This window comes from Rhizobium sp. CF080, assembly GCF_000282095.2.
Classification (GTDB): Bacteria; Pseudomonadota; Alphaproteobacteria; order Rhizobiales; family Rhizobiaceae; genus Neorhizobium.
Genome location: NZ_AKKC02000013.1, coordinates 46473 through 53805, shown reverse-complemented (window position 1 = coordinate 53805; position 7333 = coordinate 46473). Strand labels below are relative to the sequence as shown.

4 protein-coding genes are annotated in these 7333 nt (G+C 62.6%); 1 reads left to right on the top strand and 3 read right to left on the bottom strand.

What is annotated here, in order from left to right:
- Positions 1-373, bottom strand: a 373-nt coding sequence (locus PMI07_RS25780; protein ID WP_024164159.1) for a homocysteine S-methyltransferase family protein, incomplete at its 3' end; no start/stop codon positions are given.
- A 189-nt stretch (positions 374-562) separates the two neighbouring features.
- Here PMI07_RS25780 and PMI07_RS25775 point away from each other — a divergent pair.
- The gene (locus PMI07_RS25775; protein ID WP_007773696.1) at positions 563-1819 is read left to right on the top strand and encodes an AGE family epimerase/isomerase; all 1257 of its coding nucleotides are present in this window, start codon (positions 563-565) and stop codon (positions 1817-1819) included.
- 22 nt (positions 1820-1841) lie between these two features.
- On the opposite strand, the gene PMI07_RS25770 is transcribed toward PMI07_RS25775, so the two are convergent.
- A complete protein-coding gene (locus PMI07_RS25770) occupies positions 1842-4769 on the bottom strand; it encodes a PAS domain-containing protein (RefSeq protein WP_024164158.1) in 2928 nt (975 codons plus the stop codon).
- Between the two features lie 173 nt (positions 4770-4942).
- Positions 4943-7126 (bottom strand): EAL domain-containing protein, encoded by a 2184-nt coding sequence (locus PMI07_RS25765; protein ID WP_007751680.1) that lies wholly within the window; start codon positions 7124-7126, stop codon positions 4943-4945.
- Between the last annotated feature and the right edge of the window lie 207 nt (positions 7127-7333).

The window sequence follows — 7333 nt, the reverse complement described above, 5'->3', positions numbered from 1 at the left end:
CCAGCCGTGCCCCGTCGCGGTTCAGGTCGTAGACCGCGTTCTCCATCTGGTAGTCGGCCTGGGCGATGCGGGTCGAGGAGAACGTATTGGTCTCGATGATGTCGGCACCGGCCTTGGCATAACGGTAATGGATGTCCTCGACCGCCTGCGGCTGCGACAGAATCAGAAGGTCGTTATTGCCCTGCTGATGGCAGGCGCAGCCGGCGAACCGCTCGCCGCGGAAATGCCCCTCGTCGAAACCAAGCCCCTGGATTTCGGTGCCCATCGCGCCATCGATGATGAGGATGCGCTCGCGCGCAGCCGCCTTGAGTGCCGCCAGAATCTCCGCGCCGTCGCGCGCGGCGGCCTCGGGACCAAAGAGTTCGTCGAACATGGCACATCCCTTTATCGTATCGATTTCGCTCAATAACCGCATAAAGATATCTTTATGTCAATATATAACCGATGGCCCGCTTGATATGAGCGGACGAATACGGCCGCAGAATAGTCGATGACATGCAACCGGCCGGGCGCTATAGGCGTTCTGAACCACTGCCCCCGCCACAGCGATTCCGAGGTTTTCATGAGTGACACCGGTCAGAGAGAAGCCAACTGGGCGAGCCTCCCCTACCATCGGCGCTGGCTCCTGGATCAGGCGGACGGGCTTTTCGATTTCTTTCAAATCCGGGCGATGAACCCCAACGGCGGCTTCTTCGATCTCGACGACCTGGGTTCGCCGATCGGCGGCGCCAATCCGGCCCGCGGCATCCATGCCTCGGCGCGCATGGTCCATTGCTTCTCGATCGCCTACTTGCTCGGCCGGCCGGGCTCGGGTGACATCATCGACCACGGCATGCGCACCCTCTGGGACCGTCATCGCGATACCGAATATGGCGGCTATTTCTGGCAGGTCAATGATGATGGCGCAGCCGATTCCGCCAAGCAGGGCTACGGCCATGCCTTCGTACTGCTCGCCGCCGCCTCGGCAAAAGTCGCCGGCCATCCGCTCGCCGACCAGATGCTGGCCGACATCACGGAGGTCCTGGAAACGAAGTTCTGGGAAACCCGCCACGGTGCGATCGCGGAGGAGTTCAATCGTGATTGGTCGCCGATCGATGGCGGCAGCTATCGCGGCCAGAACTCCAACATGCACCTCACCGAAGCGCTGATGGCCGCTTTCGAGGCAACCGGCGAAACGGCCTATCTCGACAAGGCGGAAAGTATTGCCGACCTCGTCATCCGCCGCTGCGCCGGCAGCGTCGGTTTCCGGGTCGCCGAGCATTTCGACCCGGATTGGACGATCGACAAGGGCTATTATCATCCCGACGAGATGTTCCGCCCGGCCGGCACCACGCCCGGCCATTGGTTGGAATGGTCGCGCCTGCTGCTGCAGCTCTGGACGCTCGGCGATAAAAAACACGCCTGGATGCCTGATGCGGCCAAATCGCTGTTCGTCCAGTCCATGTCACTGGGCTGGGACAAGCAGAAAGGCGGCTTCTTCTATACGCTCGACTGGCAGGACCAACCCGCCAAGACCAACAAGCTCTGGTGGCCGATGTGCGAGGCAGCCGGTGCCGCGCATTTCCTCAACGAGCATCTGCCGGCCGATAATTTCCACGAGGACAGCTACCGGCTGATCTGGGGCACGATCGCCAACCGCTTCATCGACCACAGACATGGCGGCTGGCACGAGGAACTGACCGAGGACATGCGTCCCGCCCACACCCTCTTCCCCGGCAAGGGCGACATCTACCACGCCCTGCAGGCCTGCCTCATCCCGCTCTTCCCGGCGAACGGCAGCCTGACGAAGGTCATCGTGGAGGCTGGAGGGCGTATCTGAAACTCGGTCACGGCGAGCACCCTCAGCCGCCCCTGCGCGGCGTCACCATGGCCCGGATACGGGTTGTCAGCAGCTCATAGTCGTAGGGCTTGGTGATCAGCGCCGTCTGGTCGAGCGTTTCCGATCCGGGCACATTGCGATCGCCGGTCGCGAAGATCACCGGCAGATCCGGCAGCGTTTCACGCAATTTCAATGCGAGCTGCAACCCGCTCATTTCCGGCAGGTGGACATCGGTGACGAGGACGTCGATCGGATCGCCGTCGACTGCAGCGAGCGCCTCGACGGCAGATCCGGCCTCGATCACGGTCATGCCGGAATCCTGCAGGAAATCCGCCGTTGAAATGCGGATCAGCGCTTCGTCCTCCACCAGCAGAACGGCGATCGGCAGATCCGACGCCGGCGTTTGCTCGACAGCAGGTTTGGCCAAAGACATCTCCCCTGGGTTTTCCGGCAAGCGCGGCGGCGCAGCCTGCCGATTCTGATCGATTACCTGGCGGATCTTCCGGGCGAGAGCCTCCCGCGTATAGGGCTTGCTCAAGAGATTGACGCCCGGATCGAGCCGTCCTCCATGAACGATCGAGTTCTCGGTATAACCCGACGTGAACAGCACGCCGAGATGCGGCAGCCGCTCCTTGGCCCTCTTGGCGAGATCGCGGCTCTTCAACCGGCCCGGCATCACCACATCCGTGAACAGGCAGTCGATCGGCACCCCGCTCTCGACGATAGCAAGCCCGCTGTCGGCATCCTTGGCCCTCAGGACCCGGTAGCCGAGTTCGGCAAGCAGGCTGACGGTGATTTCCCGCACCGCTTCGTCGTCCTCGACTACAAGGATCGTTTCGTGACCGCCGAAGGCGGCGCCCCCGGCATTGTCGGCGACGAGATCCTCGTCCTCCATCGATCGCGGAAGATAGATCCGCACGGTCGTGCCGTTGTCCGGCTCGCTGTAGATCCTGATATGGCCGCCCGACTGCTTGACGAAACCGTAGACCATCGACAGCCCGAGCCCGGTCCCCTTGCCTTCCGGCTTGGTGGTGAAGAAGGGATCGAAGACCTTGTCCAGAATGTCGGCCGTCATGCCCGTGCCGGTGTCGGAGACGGCGAGCATCACATATTGCCCGGCCGCCACGTCGAACATATGCCGCGCATATTCGTCGTCGAGATAAGCATTGCCGAGTTCGATCGTCAGCTTGCCCTGCCCGTTCATCGCATCGCGCGCATTGATCGCGAGGTTGAGGAGCGCATTCTCCACATTGCTCGGATCGACCAGCGTGTTCCACAGCCCGCCGCCGACGATCGTGTCGATCTCGATCGCTTCACCGAGGCTGCGCCGTAGCAGATGATCCATCTCGCGGATCAGGCGGCTCAGATTGATCACCTTTGGCGAAAGCGGCTGGCGGCGGCCGAAGGCGAGAAGCTGCGAGGCGAGCCGGGCGCCGCGCGAAGCCCCCGCAAGCGCGCTGTTCAACCGCTTCTCGGCAACCTCATTGCCCGCGAATTCCCGGCCGAGAAGCTGAAGATTGCCGGTGATCACCTGCAGGAGATTGTTGAAGTCGTGGGCGATGCCGCCGGCGAGATTGCCGATCGCCTCCATCTTCTGGCTCTGGCGAAGCACTTCCTGCGTCCGCTCGAGCTCGATCGTTCTTTCCTCGACCCGGTGGCCGAGAGTTTCGGCGAGGTTGGAAAGCTCCGATTCGGTCTTCTTCTGCTCGTCGATGTCCGTATTCGTGGCGACCCAGAGGGTGATCTCGCCCTCGCCATTCTTGATCGGCACCGCGCGGGTGATGAACCAGCGGTAGACGCCGTCGTGGCGGCGCAGGCGGATTTCCGTCTCCAGACGCCCTCCGGCGCGCAAGGCCTCGCCCCAGGCCGCAGCGATCCGGGGCGAATCGTCCGGATGCAGCATCTCGGAGCGCCGATCCTTGTCGAAATAGAAGGATTCCAGGCCGCTATAGGTGAAGATCTGATCGTTGCACCATTGCATCCGGCCATCAGGCGTCGCCGTCCACACATGCGTCGGCAGTGACTGGGCGAGCGTGCGGAAACGGTCTTCGTTCTCGCGGGCCGCCTCCTGCGCACGGCGAAGCTCCGTGACATCCTGACCCTGCACGAAGATGCCGCTGATCAGACCGTCGCGATCGCGAATTGGCTGATAGACAAAATCGAGAAAGCGTTCCTCCGACTGTCCGCTTTCGGAGGGCTGGAGAATGACGCGCGCACCATAGGCGCTGTAAGGCGTGCCGGTTCGGTAAACCTCGTCGAGCAGTTCGTAAAAGCCCTGGCCGGCAATATCCGGCAGAGCCTCGCGCACCGTCTTGCCGATCAGGTTCTCGCGGCCGACGATCGCCCGGTAGGACCTGTTGACGATCGAGAAGACATGCTCCGGGCCGCGCAGCACCGCCATGAAGCCGGGCGCCTGCTCGAACAGCATGCGCAGATATTCCCGTTCCTCGCCAAGCGCGACATTCTGCCCCTGGACGGCATCGGCCCGGCGCATCAGGTCGGTATGGAACTGCAGGCCGCCGTCGCCCGCAGACCGGCTGCGCAGCAGGTGAAGTTCGGTCACATCCACGGTGTGCTGCAGGATGAAGGTGAGCTTGCCGGCCTCGTCCTTGATCGGCGTATGGGTGGCGCTCCAATAACGATCCTCAAGCTCTCCATCGGGACCCTGGATCGGATAGGGGACGAGCGGCAGATGATCCACCTCACCGGTCGATAGGACCTTGGCAAAGGATTGGCGCAGCAGCCGGCCCGGAACGGAATCCGGTTCGCTCGGAAACGCATCGAATAAATTGCGGCCGACAAGCTCTTCGCGGCTGCGCCCCGTCACCGCCAGATAAGCGTCATTCATCCCGACAAGCCGCAATTCCCGGTCGAGTATGACATAGGGATTGGGCGAGAGATTAAACAACTGATTCAGATCGATTTCGGAAAGCTCCGTCAGTCTGAACATGCGCCGTCCCTGATGCCAATGCATCACAGGTTATAGGGTTTCCGCGATTGTTGACAATTGAAATCGGGAGGGTTTTGGAAATCTCCCACGGGATTATCGCAATTCGCTAAAAGATATCTAACGCCCCGATTTTGCTTCCGGTTCCGGCACTGCTCATGCGAGAGCAGGCCGAATTACTTGGCCAGGATACGTCGCGTTTCCATCGGCTGGACGAAGAGCCGCGCAACCTCGTCGGCCGGCATCGCCTTGCCGTAACGATAGCCCTGTCCCGCCTCGCAGCCCATCCTGCGAAGCGCCTCCTCCTGCTCCTCGGTCTCGATCCCTTCGGCGATCGTCTTCAGCCCGAGTTCCTTGCTGAGCATGATCAGCGCCCGGGTGATGGCCGCGTCGCGCGGCTTGGTCAGGAGGTGGCGCACGAACCCCATGTCGATCTTGAGCGTCGTCAGCGGATAGCGTTGCAGCGAACCGAGCGAAGCGTAGCCCGTGCCGAAATCGTCGAAGGCGATGCCGACGCCGAGTTCCCGCAGCGCCTGGATCGATTCGAGCGACTGGTCATCGTCGTTGAGCGTGACCGTCTCGGTGATTTCGATTTCGAGGAAATGCGGATCCAGCCCGTAGCGGGCAATCAGGTCGGAGACGCCCTGGTGGAGATCGCCGGCCCGAACCTGGGCGGCAAACAGGTTGACGCCCATTTTGATCGGCGGATAACCGGCCGCATTCCAGGCGGCCATCTGCCGCCCCGCCTCATCCAGCACCCAGAATCCCACGTCGAGCGCGAGCGAGCTCTGCTCCAGAGCCGGGAGGAAGGCGGCAGGCGACAGGAGACCGCGTTCCGGGTGCTGCCAGCGGATGAGCGCCTCGACGCCGAAGACCTCGCCGGTGTCGAGCGTCACCTGGGGCTGATAGTGCAGCACGAGTTCGCGTCGGTGCAAGGCCCTCAGCAATTCGTCCCGGAGCGTTCGCCTTGCGAGCGTCTCGTTGCGCATCGACAGTTCGAACATGCGCACCACGCGGCCGCCGGCCTGCTTGGCCCGATAGAGTGCGAAGTCGGCACTGGCGATCAGTTCCTCGGCATCCGAGCCGTGGCTGGGAGCGAGCGAAAAACCGACGCTCGCACCGATGCGGAACGTGTGACCGGCAACCTCGAACGGCACCTTGAACGCCTCGATGACGGCATTGGCGGTATCCTGCGCGACGAGCGGATCGCCGGTGCCCGGAATGAGTATCGCAAACTCGTCACCACCGAAACGGGATACGGTGACATTGCGGTCGAGGACCGCCGGCAACCGCACGCCGATCGCCTGCAACAGGGAATCGCCGACGCCGTGCCCCAGGCGGTCGTTGACCTCCTTGAAACCGTCGAGATCGAACAGCAGCACGGCGAGCGGCCGGCCGCGCCCGAGTTCCTCGCGCAGAAGGTCCTCGAAGCGGTGCCGGTTGCACAGGCCGGTCAGGGTATCCTGGCTTGCCAGCCGCAACAGCCGGACGTCGCGGTCGCGGCGTTCCGAGATGTCCTTGATGATGGCGCCCATGCCGACGCCACGCTGATCCTGCCAGATCGACAGGGCGATCTCGATCGGAAATTCCGTACCATCCTTGCGGCGGGCCGACACCTCGACGGTCTTGCCCTTGAGCTTGGAATTGCCGCCCGCGGCCACGCGCGCGAGACCGGCATTGTGGGCGGCACGGAATCGCTCCGGCACGATCAGGTCGAGCGAGCTGCCGATCATCTCCTCCCGGCCAAAACCGAACATGTCGAGCGCCGCCCGGTTGACGAACTCGACCCGACCGGTGGGATCGACGGTAATCATCGAAAGCTCGGTGGCATCCGCAAACTTGGCGGCCGTCGCCTGCGGTATGCCCTCGCGGCGCAATTCGATGTGCTCCATCACCATGGCGGCAAGGCCCGCAAGCGCCCGCCTTTCCCGCTCGGAGAAGCTTTCACGCACCTGCGTGTCGGCGATGCAGAGCGCCCCCAGCCGGAAACCGTCCGGCGAGATCAGCGGGGCACCGGCATAAAACCGGATGAAAGGATCCCCGGTGACGATCGGCAGGCTGGAAAACCGCGCGTCGAGCCGGGCATCGGGCACCACGAGAACATCGTCCGTACGGATCGTGTGGTCGCAAAAGGACTCCGACCGGCGGGTCTCCTCGACATCGAACCCCGAACAGGCTTTGAACCATTGCCGATCCTCTTCGATCAGCGTCACGAAGGCCATGCGCGTGGAAAAGAGCTCCGAGGCAAAGCGGCAGATGCGGTCGAAACGGTTTTCGGGCCCGGAGCCCGCGATGCGGTACCCATGCAACGCGTCGAGCCGTCTGCGCTCTGCGATATCGATGCTATCGGCGTAAGACATCTCTGCTCCCGGAACCGGCGACGGAACCACACCATAGAAATCCATCAATTAGAGAAAGCATAACGACGCGACCCCAAGAAATGAATGGTATTTGGCAAGGGCCGTATCCGTTAGGCAGGCCCGGACGGGCTTTTCTCGATTCAAAATGAAAAACCTCCCGGATCGATATCCGGAAGGCTGTCTCGACAAGGCACAACGTGCTGAAAT